Below are 18,518 nucleotides of genomic sequence, written 5' to 3' on the forward strand. Positions count from 1 at the left end.
ATAATCGACTTTCCCTATCTGGGGGCGATCTTGGTTTCGACGGGGGTTGCAAAGCAGATGCGGGCATACCGGGGTCTCAGATTTCCCGTTAAACACTGAATCAAAATAGTCGCAAACGACGAAACTTACGCACTGGCCGCTTAAGGCCTGCCGTTGCAGCAGTTGGTCAATGGGCTGTGTAGCGCAAGCTACCGCAACGTCATTCTACATTGACTGGTTTTCTGTCGGGTTACTTGGCAGGAAACGAGATTTAAGGTAACTGGTTCCCTGAAGGCCTGTTGGTCGGCATGATGGGGACGAGATTCTAAATAGACACAACTAAGTATGTAGAACGCTCTGTAGAGGACTTTCGGACGGGGGTTCGATTCCCCCCGCCTCCACCATACCGAATTTTCAGCAGTATCCTGTAATACGCATAAAGCCTTGAGCCATAACGGTTTCAAGGCTTTTTTATTACCTTGAATATGCTGGCGTATGCTTGAGTTTTCGTCATTTATAGGGTAACTTTTAGGGTAACTTTTCAGGAATTACCCAAAAAACAAGCCCGAAAAGTGGGCAAATTAGCCCTATTTTTTTAAACAAGTTACCCCAAAAGTCCATAAAACCAATTATTAACAATGGCTTAATGAGTTTTTAAAAGTTACCCCAAACTGGATTAAAAATGCCTAAACAGACGCTACCGCTTACAGATAGCCAATGCAAAAAACTACAACCGCCGAATCAATTATCAGACGGCGGAGGGTTATATCTTCAAGCAAAGGGAAACGGCAAATACTGGCGTTTTCGTTACTACCGGCCAAGCGACAACAAACGCGATGAAATGCGACTGGGTGTCTATCCTGAAATCAGCTTAAAAGAAGCAAGAGAAAAACGCGAAGAATTGCGCGGGCTGATAGCCAAAGGGATAGACCCTAAGCTACACCAGCAAGACAAAGCACAGAGGCAGGCAGAACAGCTAAAAAACACATTTGAGGCTATTGCGCGCAAATGGCACAGCGACCAAGTAGCGAAGCCGAATAAATGGAAGCCCGACCATGCACAAAGAGTTATCCGCAGCCTTGAGCTTCATATTTTCCCTGACCTTGCAACACGCAAAATAGACGAAATCATGCCGCTTGAGGTTTTAGGACTGTTGCAGAGGCTGGAATCGGCGGGGAAATATGACACGGCACAAAAAATTTATGACGTAGTAAATCAAGTTTTCAAATATGCCGTGAAACTTCGCTTGAGCCTATTCAATCCCGCCGCCGAATTGCGGGGAGAGCTGGCAAAGGTGGAACAGAAACATTACCGTTTCATTAAAGACCCGCAAAAGCTAGGCGAAGTGTTACGGGCTTTTGACGGTTACACTGGCTTTCCGCAAACACGCGCCCTATTACAGCTTTCCCCTTATGTGTTTGCCCGCCCTTCCGAATTACGTTTATTGCGCTGGTGTGAAATTGATTGGGAGGAGCAGCAATACTATAAAGACGGCGTAAACATGAAGAACAAGATAGACCATATTGTCCCCTTGAGCCGCCAAGCCTTAGCAATACTGGACGGCTTGAAACCAGTAACAGGGCATTATGAATATGTATTTTGTAACACCAGCAAAAAACAGCCCTTGAGCGAGGGGGCGATACGGAAAGCATTAGACCGTCTGGGATTCTTGGAAGAAACCACACAGCACGGCTTTAGGCATACAGCCAGCACGATATTGAATGAGATGGGCTATAACGCCGATTGGGTAGAGCGACAACTAGCCCACAAAGACCCCAACACGACAAGGGCGGCATATAACCACGCGGAATATTTAGAACAGCGCGCCGATATGGTTCAAAAATGGGCTGATTATCTTGATGAATTGAAAGCACATTCAGGCGTATTGCAGGAAACGGCAGAATAAACTATCATCTTAAGCATTACGAAAGAAAACCATGCGGATATTCAGAAACCAGTGGATAACGAAATTTGCCAAGAAGCACAAAATCAGCGATTCCGAGCTAATAGAAGCGGTAGAGCGGGCAGATAAAGGAGTGATAGACGCAGATTTAGGCGGCGGCGTTATCAAGCAGCGCATAGCAAGGCAAGGGCAAGGCAGAAGTGGCGGTTATCGTAGTCTGATATTTTTCAGGCGCGGGGAACGGGCGTTTTTCATGACTGCCTTTGCCAAGAACGACCGCGAAAACATCACGAACAAAGAACTTGCAGAATTAAAGAAAGCCGCCGCCATCATCTTGGCAATGACGGAAACCGACATAGAACAAGCCAAATCAAACGGCACTTTCACGGAGATACAGCCATGAAATACAAAAGCGAGATTTTTGCAGCAATACATGAAACCATGCAGGGTTTGCACGACATCGGCATTATCGACAAAAAAACCATGCGCGATTTTGACAAATCATGCCTGACCGAAATCAAACCATTGAGCGGCGAAGACATCAAGGCAATCAGAGAGCGCGAAGCATTATCACAAGCCGCTTTTGCCATGTATCTAAACATCGGCAAAAACCAAGTTTCCGAATGGGAGCGGGGTATTAAAAAGCCGAGCGGCGCGGCTTTGAAGCTGCTTACTATCGTCAAGAACAAGGGAATTGAGGCGATTGCCTAAAAATACGTCTGAAAATATCCGCTTCAAGTTATCGGGGAAATTTAAGGCTAACATAATGAGAACATGGGAAGAATTAGAAAATTTGGCTTGGCAGGCTAGTAGCTTTTCAGCACCAGCTACAAGCAGACTGTTAGCAGCGTTAAAGCGATTGTTGCAGAACAGGACGCATGAGCAAATTGAATATGCTATTAGATTGATTGATGAAAACATCGAATATTATTTTCAAGAGGAAGAAGATACAGCCATTCGTGAACTAAAAGAAGCCCTTCACTTTGATGATAGTCTGCATAATTTGTTCGAGTGGGATTATTCAGATGGAGAGGTAAATTGTTATCCAACACATCGAGCTATCGAATATATTCAAGAGACATCATACTTAGAAACAGAGGAAAACACTGAAGATTATGAAGCGCTACTAGGGTATGTTGAGAGATATGGGATAGATGATGAAGATGATGAGCTTCCAAATGTAAAAGAGTTTGAATTAGTCGCAGTTTTAGCTTTAAAGCATTTTGAAAATGCTATGAGTGGGTTTTGCCCACAAACTGTTGAAGATGAAGCAAGTGATATAGATTTTCCAATCCCTCTTCAAGAATGGAAAGAGTTTCATAGAAAAAATGCAGTGAGCGATTTATTGAGGGCATGGAACATTTTAAGGATTGCTGAATATGATTTTATGAGCAGTCAGAGAGATGAGGAACTGAAGAAACTTATAAAAGAAGTAAAAGAAAATGCAATTTCGGAAAACGCTAAAAGAGCAGGAAAAGCCAAGCAAAGCCCTTATGAAAAAGCAGGAACGATAGCAGCCGTAAATCAGTTATTGGAGGAAAGAAAGGGAAAGTTAAATCAAAGAGGAGGAAAAGCTGAATTAATCAGCCTGATTATCCGTAAAATTAATAACGGTGAAATCCCCGCCCCTGATGTTCCAACAGAAAGAACGGTTGTAGAGTGGATAAAAAAATTTGAGCAAAACATGAAATCAACTAGCTGACTTCATGAAATCAACACGCTATTTCATGAAATCAACACGCTACTGCCTAAACAGCCGCCCATTGAGGCGGCTATATTTGTGCCTATCGAAACGCCAGCAACCCGCAGGCGTGATTAACCAAACGGAGGCAATAAATGCACATTATCAATATCGACAGCTTACCTGATACCGCGCAATTAACTATTGCAGAACTTGAGACCAGCCAAGCGAAAGGACGGCGCGGAATCACTCGCTTGAGCAGCAGCCAAATCAGACGACTGGAAGCAGCAGGACAATTCCCGCAATCACGCCAAATCACAGGCACGCGCAGCCGCTTTTATGTAGCAGGAGAAGTGAAGAAATGGCTTACAGAACAGGCAAGCTAATGAAAGGAGAACAGGAGTTTTCGTAACAGTACGCGCCCGCGCGCGCGATTGTAACTCAAGACCTGATTTTTAAAAAATAAAACCGCCTGAACGGACATTCAGACGGCAGAAAGAAGAGTAGATTATGAAACTTGATTGTATCAATAACAAGCCCAAAACGCCAAGCCAAAAAGAGCGCGTTTTAAACCGATTAAGACAGGGAAGCGTTACATCATGGGAGCTTTCCCAAATGGGCATACTTGGCTATAACTCACGCATTATGGAGCTTCGCAGAGCAGGGCATGAAATCATAACCGTGATGGAAGATGTAAAAAACCAATTCGGGGCAACCGTGAAACGCGGGCGGTTTTCTTTGCTGGTGTCGGAAAGGAGTAAGTCATAATGCCAAGCGCGCTTGTAAAACGTGCTAGGCAAGGCATAGCCCCTTTTAATTAAAAGCAGAATCAGACATTTATAAAAATCCGTCTGAAAAGTATTTACAAACACCACGCAAAACGGCAAGATTAGCAAACCTGTTCAATAGCAGGTCAGCCGTGAGAAGCTGAAACAAACAGGCAGATACAAAGCCGCCTAGCGGTTTTTTTTGTATCTATCCCCTAGCTTTACCTTTCATGGTGGGCGGGGCAAGGAGGGCGCACGCCCGCTGGTACTGTTTGCCAGTTTCTCACACCTTGCCTTTGCCCGCCGCCCTACCGTGTGAGAACGGAGGAGGCATTAGCCAAACAGAAAGGTAGCACCTCATGAAATCTTCAAATTCTACCCAAATCCAAACCATTCAAAATCAAGCCCAAACGGTAACCATCCCCTTAGAGCTGGCAAACCGCATCATGGACGCGCTGTACTACGGCGGCGAATTTATCGCCAATACGGGCGCAATCATCGACACCATTTGCGACAACATGGCCGCCCATTCCGTCCGCAACGCCCCCATAAGTGCGAGCGGAAGCACGGCACGCCTTGCCACAGTCATTCAAACCCTAGTCCCCCATGCGGAAAACTTGGAATCTTTCGATTTGTCATCCGAGCTTGCGGGATACATTCAAACTGACCCCGTCTCAGCGCCCTGACGATTCAGACGGCTAAGCCCTCTTATTCCCTGAAATTTACCCGCCTTTATGCCGCCTATTTCAGACGGCATAGGGCAAACTTCGCCCTAGTGTTTTCATAACTAATTGATTTTATTAGATTCATGTTTTGAAACACTGGAGGCAGAGCAAAGGATAAAACCATGAAACAGACCAATAAATCCGACCGTTTCCGCCGGTATCTTAACCGCGCCTTGCTGGTGTTTTGGGTGTTGCTTTTGGCTTTGGTAGTCCGAGCCTGTAACCAGCCCGCCCACGCTGACACGGAGCAACTAGAGCCGGAAACGCCCGCAATATGGAAAACCGACCCAACAGCCGGAATAGTTTTAGAACCAGTATCAGAGGAGGCAGAGCAATGAAACCAACATACCAAGACATTAAAGCTGCCGCGCAATACCGCTGGCAGGAAATACACGCGGCATTAGGCATAGACCCGCGATACCTGAAAAACAAACACCAGCCCTGCCCCGCGTGTGGAGGGAAAGACCGTTTCAGATATGACGACAAGGACGGAAACGGCACATTCATTTGTAACCATTACAACAACGGCGCGGGCGATGGTTTCGGCTTGGTAATGCACTATTTGCAATGCGACTTTCAGACGGCTTTAAAGCAGGTTTCAGGCGTTTTAGGCATGGGCAATGCAGACCCTTTGCCGATACCGCCAAACCACCCACAAGCGCAGCCACGCCCCGAAAAAGACCAAATCGAGAAACTGGCCGCATTATGGAGAAGCACAGAGCCTATCCGCCCTGATTCCCCTGTTATCCAGTATTTGAAATCACGCGGTTTGGAGATGGCGCATTTACCCGAAAACGTCCGTTTCCTACCTGAAAAAGACTATTGGACAACAGGCGAAAATAAGCCGCTTTTGCTTGGCCGTTTCCCGTGTATGGTTTGCGCTATCCGTGATATGGACGAGGAGCTTCAAGGCTTGCACCTTACCTATCTTCAGACGACCTATGACAAGCCATGCGGAGAGGACGGACTACACGCCCCGCGCTATCAGAAACTGGCAATCAAACACCCTGAAACGGGCGAAGCATTACCAGCTAAGAAAATGCGAAACCGTAAGCAAGGCAGCATTTCAGGGCAAGCCGTCCACTTGTTCCCAATTCCTGAAAATGGCCGTCTTGTCATTGCAGAGGGAATAGAAACCGCCCTTGCCGCCCGTGAATTGTACAAGGCTTACGATTGGGGCTTATACGCCGCCCTAAGCACAAGCGGCATGACTAATTTTCACTTTCCAGACGGTATAAAAGAAATTGCGATTATTGCCGATAACGACACGCCCCGCCCTGTTGGTTACAGAGCCGCTTATGACTTGGCAATGCGAGCCTTTAAGCAAGGAATCAAGACGAGCATATTGCGAAGCAAAACAGCAGGCTATGACGCACTGGACGAACTGAACGAGAAAAAGCAATCAGACAATCATTTCGGAGGACAGACAGCATGAAAAATACCGAAACAGCGAAGCAGGAAAGCCCCAACGACTACAACCTTGAGAATATCGAGTCATTCCGCCCGCGCCCTCACTTTGAAATCGACAATCGGGGCGTATGGTGGATAAACGTTAGAACCGACAAAGACGGCGATATTGTCGAAGCAGAGCCGCTATTGCTTTCCGACCCTATCGACATCATAGGCACAGGGCAAGACAATGACGGCGCGTATTATCGGATTATCAAGTTTAAAGACAAAATCACACGCCGGCATAAGACCGCCGCCCTGCCACAAGCAGAAATTGCCGGTGGGAAATGCTGGGAGCGTTTGGGGTTTTACGGCTTATTCATTGAGAGCAACCCAACAAAAAGGCGAAAACTGGCAGACTATTTGCAGAAAGAGGGAAGCCAGACAGCCTTTACCATTACCGACCGCGCAGGCTGGCACGAAGACAGCTACATTATGCCCAGTGGGGAAACCATCACAGCGACCGACAAAGACCCCGCCATTATCTACAACGGCGACACCAGCCAAGCAAAGGCATATCAGCCAAACGGAGAGCTTACCGACTGGCAACAAAACATAGCCCGATATGCAGTAGGAAATAGCCGTTTGTGCCTTGCTTTGGGAGCTTCATTTGCCGCCCCGTTGCTTTCCCTATTAAACGAAGAATCGGGGGGCTTCCACTTGATGGGCGATTCTTCAGACGGCAAAACCACAGCCGCAAAAGTAGCCTTGAGCGTATGGGGCAAACCATCAGGAAGCCTGTTGTCTTGGAGCGGTACGAAAATAGGCTTTTCCAACACAGCCGCCGCCCGCAATGATGGCTTGCTGGTGTTGGACGAAATAGGACAGGCAAGCCCGCACGTTATCGGCGATACTGTTTATAGCGTTATGAACGGTATCAACAAAGTGCAAGGCGCAAAACAAGGCGGAAACCGCGCTTTAAGCCGCTGGAAAGTGATGATGTTTTCCACCGGCGAAAAGACCCCCGATTCCATCTTGAAGCACCATAAGGGCGATTGGAACGCAGGACAAGCCGCCCGCCTGCCTAGTATCAGAGCCGCCGCGCAATACGGCATTTATGACACATTGCACGGATTTGAAGATGGCGCATTGTTGAGTGAGCATATCGCCCAATCAGCAGAAAAATATCACGGAACGGCAGGAAGACTATTTATCCGACAGCTTTTAGACAACCTAGAACAAGCCAAACAGCAGGCAACGGAGCGCATGGCCGCATTTATGGCAACCATTCCCGAATTATCAGGGCAGGCGCGAAGAGTAGCAAAACGCTTTGCTATCGCCGCCTCCGCTTTGGAACTTGCCGCCCCTGTTACCGGCTTGCCCGTAGGTGTAGGCATGGCAGGCGTGAAAAAATGCTTTGATGAATGGCTGGAAGCCAACGGAGCAGGAAAACACGAAGACCGCCGAATCATTGAGCAGGCAGAGGATTTTATCGCCCAGCACGCATTAGGCACGCGGTTTATGGAATGGAGCGATAAAAGCACCAATAAAGACCATGCAGGATATAGGAAACAGGAGGGGGAAAAATTGGAATTGTGGGTAATCCGCCGTGTCTTTGCCGATGAAATCGCCCAAAGTTTCGATGAAGCGAAAGTTTGCCGCGTATTAGCAGATAATGGATTGTTGAAATATAACCACAAAAACAGAGGCTACCAACACCAGCGGAAAGGTAACGGCTGGTTTCATGTTTTAGCTACAAATATAGAACTGGACGACTAATCATTTACATGGGGTTAATTCCAAAATCCTAACCAAGCCCGCCGGGATCAACACAGGCGGGCTTTTTTACGTCTAAACATTCAGGCAGACCAACCAAGAAAGCATAAAATTAACAGGAAGCCCCTAAATCTCAAAAATTAGGACTGTTTGACCCTTTCCCTATACCTACCCTACCAAAACAAAGAAACGCGCTTACAGCGCGATTTTAGCCTATTTACGCTATGACCAACAAAGACAGACGAGGGATAAATAATTTCGACACCAATACGCGCGCGCGCGAGAAAAGCAGCCCTTGAATTTTTGGAGCCCATAAAAAGGAAAGAAGACCAAGACACGCGAAAAGATAAAACCATATGCGCGAGGCAAAATCACTTGTTACCTTTGTTACCACAAAATTTAACACTTATAACTATATGAATATAAATATAAAAACACAGAAAAAACGGTAACAAATGAACATAAATTTACTTGTTACCGATTTGTTACCACTTGTTACCCTTTTATATTCAAATGGTTACGCTTAAAAAATAGGAGCGGTAACAAATGGTAACAAGGTTAAAATATGTGTTTTGTTACCATGTAAGCCATGACTGGCAAGGCTTTCAGCCATTGGTAACAAGGTAACAAACGATTTTTGCGTTTTTTTGTATATATACGCTTTTTTTGTTTGGGCGCATGACTGACAGAGCCGATACAAACAAAAGCCGCCCGAGAGACAATATCGGACGACTGGAAGAAGAAAGCAGAGAACACCCCACAAGCGCGGATAATTTCCAGTGTTACAATTCAACCATGTTTACAGCTTGGCAGAAATGCCGCAAAATATTTTTGCCCCTGCCACCCAAACAGCTTAAACTGGCAATCTGACAAGGGGTAAATAGTGCCAAAAAAATGCCCCTACCTTAAAGTTTTGGGGTAACTTTTGGGGTAACTTTTACCGTAAACAAGAACATGATTATATTTAAATCAATGAGTTAATCTCAAAGTACGATTGACCCCGCCTCCACCAGATTTGAAGCGCAAACTTTTAATATAAAAAAGTTTGCGCTTTTTTATAAACTTAAACAGGCCGTCTGAAACTTTTCAGACGGCCTGTTTTTATATCAAATATCTGAGCGAAAAAACTTTTTCTTTCGATACATTCCCAATAGTGCTTTAAAAAATTTCAGCCTCACATTTTTCTATCTGATTTCATATTCATTTTACGATGAGGTCTAACCGTTACACTCAAGGGCAGATGATCTGACAAATGCTGCCAGTCTTTACTGTTGTGGATTTCAGAATCGATGACATCAAGGTTGCGCGTGTAAATGCGGTCAAGACTGAGGATGGGCAGGCGCGAAGGGAAGGTTTTGGGGCGTTTGCCTGTATTATCGACGAATACTTCGTTCAAATCTAATGCCCTGCCCAATTCATGCGCTGATTTCTGCCGCCAGTCATTGAAATCGCCAGCGATAATCAACGGGCTTTCCGGACGAATATATCGGCCAACGTAATCGCTGATGGCGCGGTATTGTTTAAGGCGGTCCGGCTCGCGCAGATTGAGGTGGACGCACAAACACACCAGCGGATCTTCCCAACCTTCGGGCACGACCTCGCAATGCAACAGGCCGCGCTGTTCGAGTTTATTGACGCTGATGTTGAGGTTGTTTTCCGTTTTCAGCGGCAGGCGGCTGAGAATGGCGTTGCCGTGGTGTCGTTTGGGATAGACGGCATTTTTGCCGTAGCTGCGATGATAATCGAGGCTGTCGCCGATGATGTCGTAATGCGGCGCATCGGGAAAGTCGGTACGGCGGCTTCTGTTGAGATGTTGTCCTTGGACTTCTTGTAAAAACAAAACGTCCGAACCCAATGCACCCAGCGCGTCAGCCATGCGGTTGACCTGCACTTTGCGGTTGAGCGCAGACATGCCTTTGTGCATATTGTAGGAAGTAATGGTAACTGGACGGGGAGACATGATGTGTGATGAAGCGGTTTATTTGCTTCAGTATAACACCGGAGCGTGTGGTTTTACGGCAATTTTGGTTATACTTGTTTAAAGAATAAAACGGCGTTTTGACAGGGAATTTCCCAATCAAAACGCCTTTTGTTTTTCAGACGGCCTTGCGTCCGAATCAGTTGTTGATTACTTCAACATTGGTCTCAAAAGTAACGGTATGTTGGTATTTAGATGCGGTTTTGCGTTTCGGATAAGGATATTTGGAAACGCTTTTCACTGCACGTTCGTCCATTTCAGGATTGCCGCTGGATTGAATGATATTCACGCGGTCGACATTACCGGCAGGAGTTGTGAAGACATCCATCAAAACGGTTTTAACGCTGCCGTTTTGTGCTTTCATGGCTTCCAGAGTTTCGGTATCGGCTGCTTGTGCGGTACCGAATACAGCGGCAAACAACAGGGCTGAGGCGAGGAGTTTAGTCGTTTTCATGTTTTAGTCCTTATTAGGGTTGTGGTTAGGTTAAATATTTCAGACGGCCTGGATTCGTCGTTATTTGAAATTCAAAATCGGCCAACCTTTTTCTTTGGCTTCTTTTTCCAACTCGGCATCCGGATTGACGGCGACAGGTTCGTCCACGATACGCAGCAACGGCAAGTCGTTTTTGGAGTCGCTGTAAAAATAAACCTTACCGTAGCTTTCAAAGGTCTCGCCGCGCTCGGCAAGCCATTGGTTCAATCGGGTAATTTTGCCTTCTTTCAGGCTCGGCGTACCGACATAGTTGCCGGTATATCGGCCGTCTTCACCGGTTTCAAGCTGTGTGCCGATAATGTTGTGAATACCGAAAAGATGGCAGATTGGAGTAATGATGAACTCGTTGGTCGAAGAAATAACCAACATTTCGTCACCCGCCATTTGATGGCTTTGTACCAACATACGCTGCATCGGAGAAATATGCGGAACAATATATTCGGCCATAAACTCGCGATGAAACTCAGCCAATTCCTCCTTGCTGAAACGGGCTAAAGGCGCGAGATGGAATTTGAGGAAAGCATCAATATCAAGACAACCGTTTTGATAGTCTTGGTAGAACTTTTCATTTTGCGCCTCGGTTTCAGCCGCATCCACTATGCCTTTTTTAATCAGGTATTGCGGCCAGGAGTGATCCGAATCGGTATTGATTAAAGTATTGTCGAGGTCGAAAATGGCAAGGTTTTTCATTGGGTTTCCTGTTGTTTTAAAAGCTGGCGCAAAAGCGGCAAAGTAATGCGCTTGCCCATCATAACGGCGTAGTTGTCGAGGGTATCGAGCATTTGCATCAGGCTGTCCATATCGCGCCGCCAATGGTTCAGCAGGTATTCGAAAATTTCTGGATCGATGGTTACCTGACGGGCGGCCGCCATGCTGACAAGCGCATCGATTTTTTCCCGGTCGGTCAACGGTTTGACTTCGTAAACCAAGCAATACGCCATGCGTGTGCGCAGGTCTTCGCGGATAACGAGTTGTTGCGGCGTATATTCGGAACTCAAAAGCAAAAAGCCTTTGCCGCTGTTGCGGAAGCGGTTGAAGATGGCAAACAGTAAAGCCTGTTCTTCATTATTAAGCTTTTCGATTTGGTCAATGGCAAGATATTCCGCATCCAGCGCGGCTTCTGTCAGCGGCGTGGCGGCGGCATCAATATAGATGGCATTTCGTCCGGCATCGAGCGCCTGTGCGACCCATGCCTGCAAGAGATGGCTTTTTCCTGCGCCCTCTTCGCCCCAAACATAGATAAATTGCCCATGTTTGTGCTGCAACACATACACCAGCTCGGCATTTTCTGTTCCCAGAAATTTGTCGAAGCCGGGATAATCATGGCTGGCAAAATCGAAGATGAGCTGGTTCACAAAGGCGCACCGGTTAGGTTGAAATCGGCTTTATTTTACGTTGTTTTGCCGTCCACCATCAAGGATAAAGGCCGTCTGAAACCTATACCTGCAACATATCTGCACTTCTAAACATATCTTGACGCGCTTACGGCATTGGTTTTATTCCGCTTTGGTTTTACAATGTCGAACTTCTCGCCGAAACATTTGTCTGTTCTTTTTCAGACGGCCTTTTTATTTGGGGAACCCTAGTGATTTCTACCCTTATTGATTTCATCCTCCATATCGACCAACACCTTGTCCACCTTTCCGCCCAATACGGCCCGTGGATTTACGCGATTTTGTTTGTTGTGATTTTCTGCGAAACTGGTTTGGTCGTAACGCCATTTTTACCCGGCGACTCGCTGCTTTTTGCCGCCGGCGGTATTGCGGCCATCGGCGGCATGAACATCCACGTCATGGTATTGCTGCTCTTGGCGGCCGCTATTTTAGGCGATGCGGCCAACTTTATGATTGGCAAGTATTTTGGACAAAAACTGTTTGCCAATCCTGATTCCAAAATTTTCCGCCGTTCGTATTTGGAAAAAACCCATGCGTTCTATGAAAAACACGGCGGTAAAACCATCATCATTGCGCGCTTTGTGCCGATTGTGCGGACGTTTGCTCCATTTGTCGCCGGTATGGGCGATATGCACTACGCGACGTTTATCCGTTACAACATTATCGGCGCAGTGTTGTGGGTATTGTCGTTTTCCTATGCAGGCTACTTCTTCGCCAATATCCCCGTCGTCAAAAACAATCTGGGCTTAGTCATGGCGGCAATCATCGTGATTTCGATTTTACCTGCGGTAGTCGAAGTCGTCCGCGCCAAACTTAACGCCAAAAAATAACAATCAATCGAAAAGTTTGAAAGTTTAAACACATCAAGGAATTGTCATGCCGTTGTTGTCTATTGAGTTTGCGGTATTCTTTATCGTATTTTTGCCGCTGTACTGGGCATTTGCACGTTTGCCGCAAGTTCAAAACGTTTTACTTTTGGTTGCCGGACTGGGCTGGCTTTACCGTATCGACCCCATCTTTGCCGCGCTGATTTTGGTTTACTCGTCTGTGGTTTACCTGGTCAGCGTGCTGATGTTTTCTGAAAACGAGCATATCCGCAAATTTTGGCTGGGTTGCGGTATTTTGGCGGCATTGACTGTTTTGTGTTTCTTCAAATACTTCGACTTTTTCCGCCCGATTATTCAGCAATATACAGGACAAAGCGCCGTCATCGACATCCTTTTGCCTCTGGGCTTGTCTTATTACACTTTCCAATCGCTGGCTTACTTGGTGTATTGCTACCGTGAGCCTAAGGGAGAGCGTTTTGAATGGCACGAGCTCCTACTGCATCTGAGCTTCTTCCCCACCATCACATCCGGCCCGATTATCCGTGCAGCCGCTTTTAAAAGCATAGATGGCGAACAAGCAGGCGCATTGGTGCAAATCCGCACCAAACAGGCACGCCAGCTGATTTATCCGGCTTTGGCGGTTGGCCTGATTATGTTGGGCATTGCCAAAAAGTGGTGGCTTGCCGGCGTATTAGCGGAAGGTTGGGTATCGCCTGTTTTTGAAAATCCGGCTCAGTTCGACGGCTGGGGCGTTCTGTCTGCGATTTATGGCTACACCTTCCAACTCTTTTTCGACTTTTCCGGCTACTCAGATTTGGTCATCGGCTTGGCCATGCTGCTCGGCTTCCAACTGCCGAAAAACTTTGCCGCGCCGCTTCGCGCCATCAACATCCGCGACTTCTGGGACAGATGGCATATCAGCCTGTCCACTTGGATTCGCGACTATATCTATATCCCTTTGGGCGGCAGCAAAAAAGGCTTCGGCCGCACCCAGCTCAATCTGATGATTGCTATGTTGCTTTCCGGCATTTGGCATGGCTATGGCTGGAGCTTTTTAATTTGGGGCGCGCTGCACGGTGCGGCTTTAGTATTCCTTAACTGCGGCGATAAAATCGTCGGCCGCAATGCCTTAGGCCGTCTGAAAATCGGCAAACCGCTTGCCTGGCTGTTTACTTTCCATTTCGTTTGTTTCGCTTTTGTCGTGTTCAACAGCGCAACGCTTGCCGATACGGAAATGCTGTTCAGCGCATTATTTGCCAATGACAAAGGTTGGAACGCGCCTCTGCCGACCGACCTCATGTTGCTGGGTGCATTTGCGATGATGCTTTTGCTGTACCCGTATTTGCTTCGCTTATTTGAAGCATCGGTAAAAGGCTTGGACAAACTGCCTGCATGGCTGTGGTTTATCCCCATCACGCTGATCCTCGCCCTGATTATCGTCTTCGCCCCGTCCGGTATTCCCGGCTTTATTTACGCCAACTTCTAAGGAGCAGAACATGAAACGCTTTATCTCCCTGTTTGTTTCGATTCTGCTCAGTGCGGTTGCGCTGACGTGGTTTGCCCAAAACTCCATCAATGCCTATTGGCAGCAAACCTATCATGAAAACAGTCCGCTTGAGCCTTTATCCGAATACGCTTGGTGGCGTATCGGTGCGGATTGGCAACAAAAAGCCTACGAATTTTCAGACGGCCTGAAAGCTTCGCTGGAAGCAGAAGACACTTTGGCTTCGGAAGACTCTGGCATTGAAACAACAAGGTCGTCTGAAAATACGGAAAACATTGAAGTATCCGACAATCAAAAAGACTCTGCTGCTTCCGATGCGGCTAACAATACAGATACCGCAGCCAGCGAGCCAAGCAATCAGGCTGATCAGTCGGCAACACAGGTCGTGTTGAAAAAAGGCAACAAAGTTTTCTTTGCCGGCGACTCACTGATGCAGGGCGTTGCACCTTTCGTACAAAAACACCTCAAGCAAGAATATGGCGTACAATCGGTCAACCTCAGCAAACAAAGTACCGGTTTGTCCTACCCCAATTTCTTCGACTGGCCGAAAACCATCGAACAAACTTTGCAAAAAGAACCCGATATCCGCGTTTTGGTTGTATTCTTAGGCCCCAACGACCCTTGGGATTTCCCGATGGGTAAAAAATACCTGAAATTCGCCTCCCCCGAATGGGAGGCAGAATACCTCAACCGCGTCCGCCGTATTCTTGATGCAGCCTCCACACATGATGTCCAAGTCATTTGGCTGGGCATTCCTTACATGAAAAAAGCCAAGCTCAACGAACAGATGCGCTACCTCGACAAAATCCTGTCGGGTACGGTGTCGCCTCAAGCCATTTGGCTGCCGACTGACAAACTGTTGAGCAATGGCGCAGAAGAATATGCCGACTCTGTCAAAGTAGATGGAAAAATCATCCGTTACCGCAGCAAGGACGGCATTCACTTTTCCGCAGAAGGCCAAAAACTATTGGCCGAAAAAATTATGGAAAAAATTAATTTTACACACGATACACAACCATGAAATTTAATAAAACCTTACTCCTCACACTTCTCGCACTCCCTATTACCGCCTGCGCAACCAATGACGGCCTGTTAAGCAACTACGGCTCCAACCGCCCTGCCTGGCTGAATAAACTGCAACAGTTCAACAATACTTCAGACGGCAAGTTTCGCATCATCCAAGTTGGCGACTCCCACACCGCCGGCGACTATTTCACCGACCGCCTGCGTCGCCGTTTGCAACAACAATGGGGCAACGGCGGCATCGGTTGGGTTTACCCCAACACCGTCAAAGGCCAGCGCATGGCAACCGTCCGTTACAGCGGCAGCGGTTGGAACACCATCAGCAGCCGCAAATCACACAGCGATTTTTCTTTCGGCGGTATTGAAGCACGCGCCGATGGCGGCAGCATTACCTTAAGCGCAGCCGACGGCAGCATGGATATGCAACAAATCTCCATTTTCGGCAAACCGGTTTGGTCAGAGCAAACCCTGACCGTCAACGGCCGCGAAATCCCTGCCACACAAAACGGTTGGCAACTGCTGCGTACCAATGCTTCCCTGCCGATGACCCTCAGCAGCAGCATGCCTTGGCAAATCGGTTTCATTAATATCGAACGCCCCGGACGCGGCGTAACCGTTTCCGCCATGGGCATCAACGGCGCGCAGTTATCCCAATGGTCAAAATGGCGGCCCGGTATGTGGGAAGATTTGGCACAAACCAAAGCCGATTTAATCATCCTTGCCTACGGTACCAATGAAGCCTTTTCCGGCAACCTCGATATTTCCTCTACCGAGCGGACATGGCGCAATTACATCCGTCAAATCAAAAACACCCTGCCTAACGCAGGTATCCTGATCCTCGGCGCTCCGGAATCTTTGAAAACTGCCTACGGCAGCTGCGGCAACCGTCCAGTCTTACTCAGCGAAGTACAACAAATGCAGCAACGCGTTGCCCATGACGAAAAAATCATGTTCTGGTCTTGGCAGGATGCGATGGGCGGGGCATGCAGCATGAAAAACTGGATGGCTCAAGGCTTGGCAGCCAAAGACGGCGTCCACTTCTCTGCACAAGGTTATGAAACTGCAGCCGATAAGCTTGCCGACAGCCTGATCCGCTTTGCTCAATAAATTGGCCAAGGCCTAAGTGTTTTTCATTAACAGCACATAAAAGGCCGTCTGAAATTAATATTTCAGACGGCCTTTTGTTTATCGCTTATTCAGCAAACTGCTTATTTTTTTAAGCCAACATATTGCTGCTCATGCGTTGCGTTTGGTTTTCCGTAAAATGAACCAATCTTGCCTGCCTGTCAAAACCTAATGGCTTGGCGACAAGGCGGTTGGGCAGCTTGTTTAAATGATGGTTGTAGCTTCCGGCTCTGCGGTTGTAAGTGCGGCGTGCCGATGCAACTTCCGCCTCTGCTGCATCCAGCATTTCCATCAAACCGGCCAATTTCTCATCAGGATACTGTTTCAAAAGGCCTTTGACGGCAGTTTGCAATTTTTTCAGCGCATGATTCAATGCTGTTTCGGCTTCGCACAGATGTTTGATCTTGGATTCGGAAAATGTTTTGGCAGTTTGCGCCAATGCGGTTTCGACTTCGGCACACATCTGCTGAACGTTTCGATCCGATGCAATGCCCTGCTCTTGCAGGTGTTTGCTGTATGCATCCAATACATGACGGACGGCCTGATGTCGGCAGTCAAGCGCAATGCGCAAAGAGACAAAGGATTCGCGACAGTCTTTTTTGCGGTCTTTCAACTGTTGTTTGAAATACAATAAGACGGCGGCGATTGATACGAAAATAAGTGCAAGACTGATAATGCCCATAGTGAGTTCCCTAGTTATGATGCCACTCATACCGGTGGCTGATTTTTTACATTGATTATAATCCAATTTTAATATTTTTTCCCAATTTTCATAAAAAAGGCCGTCTAAAATTCAGACGGCCTGAAGTTTATATTTCTATTTCAATGCTTTGACTTGATGTCGATAACCCACACTTCTGATTGCGAACCCAAACGAAGGGGAATGCCCCAGAAGCCGTAGCCCGAAGTGGTGAAAAAATGGCCGTTGCCGATCGCCTCATAACCGTAAGCAAGACGATAAAGCGTACGGACGATAAGGTTGGCAGGTGCAACTTGGCCGTTGTGGACATGGCCGGAGACCTGCACATCAATCGGCAGCCGGGCATGGGTTTCGATTGAAGTAGGACGGTGATCCATCAATAAAACCGGTAATTGGGTATTTTGACCTTCCAAAAGCTGCTCCGCACTGGGACGCTTGCGATCCAAATCATCGCTCCGCCCTACCAGCAACACACCATTCACTTCCAGAACCTGATTGGCCAAAACCGTCAAACCTGCCGCTTCCAATTCATGTTTGATACGCTTCTGATCGCGGAACCAGTCATGATTGCCCAAAGTGGCATAAACGCCCATCGGCGCAGTCAGCTTCTGCAAATGCGGTTTCATGTTTTCTTTAAGGTAGGCATCAACGGTATCGTCCATCAAATCCCCCGGCAGCAACACCATGTCGACTTTTTCCCGCTTCATGATGTCCGTTAGCTTGTCCAATTGACGCGCGCCAAACAAAATCCCCAAGTGCAAATCGCTGGCCACGCCGATACGCAGCGGCTTATCCATTTTCTTATTGATGAATACAGTCTGATGGCGAACAACAGGCGTATAGGCGTTATACATCCCAAAACCGAGCAAACCGGCCACAAACAAAGGCGCAAACAGCCGCAGGCTTCGTGACAGCAGTTGGCGTGCCATAAAACGGCGCAGCAAAAGATACAGGATAAATGTCGCCAGCGCGGCATACATCACAAACAGCAAGATCACCATCCAAAACGCCATCGCGCGGAATATTATATGTCCCAACTCCAGCAGCAAACCGACCAACAAGCCGTTTGTAATGAAATAGGAAATACCCATCAGCCAACGTCTGCCGACTTTGCCAATCCAAGGCGCAAACAACCATTGCAGCGAACGCCCGAGCCCGAATGTAAACACTTGCAACAGAATGACGCTCACAAAAAACATCTTGCCAAACATGCCTTTCCGCCCTAAAAAATCAAAAGGCAGATTTTAGGCCGTC

The 18,518-nt window shown here is 47.4% G+C and carries 20 protein-coding genes and 1 other RNA gene; 15 read left to right on the forward strand and 6 right to left on the reverse strand.

What is annotated here, in order from left to right:
• Positions 1-20 precede the first annotated feature (20 nt).
• The 11 genes from ssrA (at position 21) to ACTHSN_RS09485 (ending at position 8,223) form a co-directional block, all read left to right on the forward strand.
• Positions 21-383, forward strand: a transfer-messenger RNA (tmRNA) gene (gene ssrA, locus ACTHSN_RS09435).
• Between the two features lie 278 nt (positions 384-661).
• On the forward strand, positions 662-1,885 hold the full coding sequence (locus ACTHSN_RS09440; RefSeq protein ID WP_440365277.1) for a tyrosine-type recombinase/integrase: 1,224 nt from the start codon (positions 662-664) through the stop codon (positions 1,883-1,885).
• A gap of 31 nt (positions 1,886-1,916) precedes the next feature.
• A complete protein-coding gene (locus tag ACTHSN_RS09445; RefSeq protein ID WP_107723098.1) occupies positions 1,917-2,285 on the forward strand; it encodes a type II toxin-antitoxin system RelE/ParE family toxin in 369 nt (122 codons plus the stop codon).
• The gene (locus tag ACTHSN_RS09450; RefSeq protein WP_070460005.1) at positions 2,282-2,593 is read left to right on the forward strand and encodes a helix-turn-helix domain-containing protein; all 312 of its coding nucleotides are present in this window, start codon (positions 2,282-2,284) and stop codon (positions 2,591-2,593) included. The genes ACTHSN_RS09445 and ACTHSN_RS09450 overlap by 4 nt, the downstream gene beginning before the upstream one ends.
• A gap of 55 nt (positions 2,594-2,648) precedes the next feature.
• Entirely contained in the window at positions 2,649-3,584 is a 936-nt protein-coding gene (locus ACTHSN_RS09455; protein WP_070646834.1) for a hypothetical protein, read from the forward strand.
• 134 nt (positions 3,585-3,718) lie between these two features.
• Positions 3,719-3,949, forward strand: a complete 231-nt coding sequence (locus ACTHSN_RS09460; RefSeq protein ID WP_049344708.1) for a helix-turn-helix transcriptional regulator — start codon at positions 3,719-3,721, stop codon at positions 3,947-3,949.
• Between the two features lie 124 nt (positions 3,950-4,073).
• The gene (locus ACTHSN_RS09465) at positions 4,074-4,331 is read left to right on the forward strand and encodes a helix-turn-helix domain-containing protein (protein ID WP_107791904.1); all 258 of its coding nucleotides are present in this window, start codon (positions 4,074-4,076) and stop codon (positions 4,329-4,331) included.
• A gap of 358 nt (positions 4,332-4,689) precedes the next feature.
• Complete coding sequence (locus ACTHSN_RS09470) at positions 4,690-5,016, forward strand: hypothetical protein (RefSeq protein WP_107791905.1); 327 nt, start codon at positions 4,690-4,692, stop codon at positions 5,014-5,016.
• A gap of 161 nt (positions 5,017-5,177) precedes the next feature.
• The gene (locus ACTHSN_RS09475) at positions 5,178-5,393 is read left to right on the forward strand and encodes a PTS sugar transporter subunit IID (protein WP_107791906.1); all 216 of its coding nucleotides are present in this window, start codon (positions 5,178-5,180) and stop codon (positions 5,391-5,393) included.
• Positions 5,390-6,490: a DUF7146 domain-containing protein gene (locus ACTHSN_RS09480; RefSeq protein ID WP_440365278.1), complete on the forward strand. Its 1,101-nt coding sequence runs from the start codon at positions 5,390-5,392 to the stop codon at positions 6,488-6,490. Before ACTHSN_RS09475 ends, ACTHSN_RS09480 begins: the two co-directional genes overlap by 4 nt.
• A complete protein-coding gene (locus tag ACTHSN_RS09485) occupies positions 6,487-8,223 on the forward strand; it encodes a DUF927 domain-containing protein (RefSeq protein ID WP_440365279.1) in 1,737 nt (578 codons plus the stop codon). The genes ACTHSN_RS09480 and ACTHSN_RS09485 overlap by 4 nt, the downstream gene beginning before the upstream one ends.
• A 1,171-nt stretch (positions 8,224-9,394) precedes the next feature.
• Here ACTHSN_RS09485 and ACTHSN_RS09490 read toward each other — a convergent pair.
• From ACTHSN_RS09490 to hda, 4 genes are all read right to left on the reverse strand, one after another.
• Positions 9,395-10,180, reverse strand: coding sequence for an endonuclease/exonuclease/phosphatase family protein (locus ACTHSN_RS09490; RefSeq protein ID WP_070459975.1), 786 nt, complete (start codon positions 10,178-10,180; stop codon positions 9,395-9,397).
• A gap of 157 nt (positions 10,181-10,337) precedes the next feature.
• Complete coding sequence (locus tag ACTHSN_RS09495) at positions 10,338-10,652, reverse strand: TonB family protein (protein WP_003747161.1); 315 nt, start codon at positions 10,650-10,652, stop codon at positions 10,338-10,340.
• 60 nt (positions 10,653-10,712) lie between these two features.
• Positions 10,713-11,381, reverse strand: coding sequence for an HAD family hydrolase (locus ACTHSN_RS09500; RefSeq protein WP_070459972.1), 669 nt, complete (start codon positions 11,379-11,381; stop codon positions 10,713-10,715).
• Positions 11,378-12,046: a DnaA regulatory inactivator Hda gene (gene hda / locus ACTHSN_RS09505; protein WP_070459969.1), complete on the reverse strand. Its 669-nt coding sequence runs from the start codon at positions 12,044-12,046 to the stop codon at positions 11,378-11,380. Before hda ends, ACTHSN_RS09500 begins: the two co-directional genes overlap by 4 nt.
• Before the next feature lie 230 nt (positions 12,047-12,276).
• Here hda and ACTHSN_RS09510 point away from each other — a divergent pair, with 230 nt between their 5' ends.
• From ACTHSN_RS09510 to ACTHSN_RS09525, 4 genes are read left to right on the forward strand one after another with little or no spacing between them, the layout of a single operon-like run.
• Entirely contained in the window at positions 12,277-12,915 is a 639-nt protein-coding gene (locus tag ACTHSN_RS09510; protein ID WP_070459965.1) for a DedA family protein, read from the forward strand.
• A 46-nt stretch (positions 12,916-12,961) separates the two neighbouring features.
• Positions 12,962-14,398, forward strand: coding sequence for an MBOAT family O-acyltransferase (locus ACTHSN_RS09515; RefSeq protein ID WP_070459961.1), 1,437 nt, complete (start codon positions 12,962-12,964; stop codon positions 14,396-14,398).
• A 10-nt stretch (positions 14,399-14,408) separates the two neighbouring features.
• Entirely contained in the window at positions 14,409-15,437 is a 1,029-nt protein-coding gene (gene patB / locus ACTHSN_RS09520) for a peptidoglycan O-acetyltransferase PatB (protein WP_070459958.1), read from the forward strand.
• Positions 15,434-16,546 (forward strand): SGNH/GDSL hydrolase family protein, encoded by a 1,113-nt coding sequence (locus tag ACTHSN_RS09525; protein WP_440365280.1) that lies wholly within the window; start codon positions 15,434-15,436, stop codon positions 16,544-16,546. The genes patB and ACTHSN_RS09525 overlap by 4 nt, the downstream gene beginning before the upstream one ends.
• A gap of 109 nt (positions 16,547-16,655) precedes the next feature.
• On the opposite strand, the gene ACTHSN_RS09530 is transcribed toward ACTHSN_RS09525, so the two are convergent.
• Positions 16,656-17,246, reverse strand: coding sequence for a LemA family protein (locus ACTHSN_RS09530; RefSeq protein WP_070459952.1), 591 nt, complete (start codon positions 17,244-17,246; stop codon positions 16,656-16,658).
• 140 nt (positions 17,247-17,386) lie between these two features.
• A complete protein-coding gene (locus ACTHSN_RS09535) occupies positions 17,387-18,475 on the reverse strand; it encodes a metallophosphoesterase (protein ID WP_070459949.1) in 1,089 nt (362 codons plus the stop codon).
• Positions 18,476-18,518 lie beyond the last annotated feature (43 nt).

The organism is Neisseria sp. P0009.S010, from assembly GCF_051958545.1.
Lineage (GTDB): Bacteria > Pseudomonadota > Gammaproteobacteria > Burkholderiales > Neisseriaceae > Neisseria > Neisseria subflava_A.

Coding starts and splice junctions, on each gene's coding strand:
- ACTHSN_RS09480 (WP_440365278.1), top strand. CDS start 5,390: ATGAAACCAACATACCAAGACATTAAAGCTGCCGCGCAATACCGCTGG.
- ACTHSN_RS09530 (WP_070459952.1), bottom strand. CDS start 17,246: ATGGGCATTATCAGTCTTGCACTTATTTTCGTATCAATCGCCGCCGTC.
- patB (WP_070459958.1), top strand. CDS start 14,409: ATGAAACGCTTTATCTCCCTGTTTGTTTCGATTCTGCTCAGTGCGGTT.
- ACTHSN_RS09445 (WP_107723098.1), top strand. CDS start 1,917: ATGCGGATATTCAGAAACCAGTGGATAACGAAATTTGCCAAGAAGCAC.
- ACTHSN_RS09455 (WP_070646834.1), top strand. CDS start 2,649: ATGAGAACATGGGAAGAATTAGAAAATTTGGCTTGGCAGGCTAGTAGC.
- ACTHSN_RS09495 (WP_003747161.1), bottom strand. CDS start 10,652: ATGAAAACGACTAAACTCCTCGCCTCAGCCCTGTTGTTTGCCGCTGTA.
- ACTHSN_RS09470 (WP_107791905.1), top strand. CDS start 4,690: ATGAAATCTTCAAATTCTACCCAAATCCAAACCATTCAAAATCAAGCC.
- ACTHSN_RS09535 (WP_070459949.1), bottom strand. CDS start 18,475: ATGTTTGGCAAGATGTTTTTTGTGAGCGTCATTCTGTTGCAAGTGTTT.
- ACTHSN_RS09500 (WP_070459972.1), bottom strand. CDS start 11,381: ATGAAAAACCTTGCCATTTTCGACCTCGACAATACTTTAATCAATACC.
- ACTHSN_RS09450 (WP_070460005.1), top strand. CDS start 2,282: ATGAAATACAAAAGCGAGATTTTTGCAGCAATACATGAAACCATGCAG.
- ACTHSN_RS09475 (WP_107791906.1), top strand. CDS start 5,178: ATGAAACAGACCAATAAATCCGACCGTTTCCGCCGGTATCTTAACCGC.
- ACTHSN_RS09485 (WP_440365279.1), top strand. CDS start 6,487: ATGAAAAATACCGAAACAGCGAAGCAGGAAAGCCCCAACGACTACAAC.
- ACTHSN_RS09490 (WP_070459975.1), bottom strand. CDS start 10,180: ATGTCTCCCCGTCCAGTTACCATTACTTCCTACAATATGCACAAAGGC.
- ACTHSN_RS09525 (WP_440365280.1), top strand. CDS start 15,434: ATGAAATTTAATAAAACCTTACTCCTCACACTTCTCGCACTCCCTATT.
- ACTHSN_RS09515 (WP_070459961.1), top strand. CDS start 12,962: ATGCCGTTGTTGTCTATTGAGTTTGCGGTATTCTTTATCGTATTTTTG.
- ACTHSN_RS09440 (WP_440365277.1), top strand. CDS start 662: ATGCCTAAACAGACGCTACCGCTTACAGATAGCCAATGCAAAAAACTA.
- ACTHSN_RS09465 (WP_107791904.1), top strand. CDS start 4,074: ATGAAACTTGATTGTATCAATAACAAGCCCAAAACGCCAAGCCAAAAA.
- ACTHSN_RS09460 (WP_049344708.1), top strand. CDS start 3,719: ATGCACATTATCAATATCGACAGCTTACCTGATACCGCGCAATTAACT.